Source organism: Streptococcus mitis (assembly GCF_946190115.1).
Taxonomy (GTDB): domain Bacteria; phylum Bacillota; class Bacilli; order Lactobacillales; family Streptococcaceae; genus Streptococcus; species Streptococcus mitis_CO.
Map to the genome: position 1 here is coordinate 1 of NZ_CAMHZG010000056.1, position 391 is coordinate 391.

1 protein-coding gene is annotated in these 391 nt (G+C 25.8%); it reads left to right on the forward strand.

Annotated elements, in window-relative coordinates:
• Positions 1-227: 227 nt before the first annotated feature.
• Positions 228-391 (forward strand): ATP-binding cassette domain-containing protein (locus tag N8L90_RS09380; protein WP_261025221.1); only part of this gene is annotated, 164 nt, incomplete at its 3' end.

Below are 391 nucleotides of genomic sequence, written 5' to 3' on the forward strand. Positions count from 1 at the left end.
TATTCTTCTTAATATTTGCTAGTTTCATAAGTTTAATGATTGTTTCATTTTCAATTTATACTATTTCAAGAAAAGATATTAATATCAAGTAGTATAGCTAAATTTAATGGAAGGAAAGTGCTAATTTTTTGATGATTTATTTAAACGAAGAAACTGTATAAGTTGGTATTTATGCTCCTGAAGAAAAATTCTTGCATTTAAAGCTAGATATAGAAAGAGAGATAGAAATGAGAAATATTGTTGAAATAAAAGAAGTTTTTAAAACAATTGATAAAGAAGAAATTTTAAGTGGTATCAACCTTCAAATTGCTGAAGGAGAAATCTATGGTTTTTTAGGACCGAATGGTGCTGGAAAAACAACGTTAATGAAATGTATGTTATCCTTATCAAC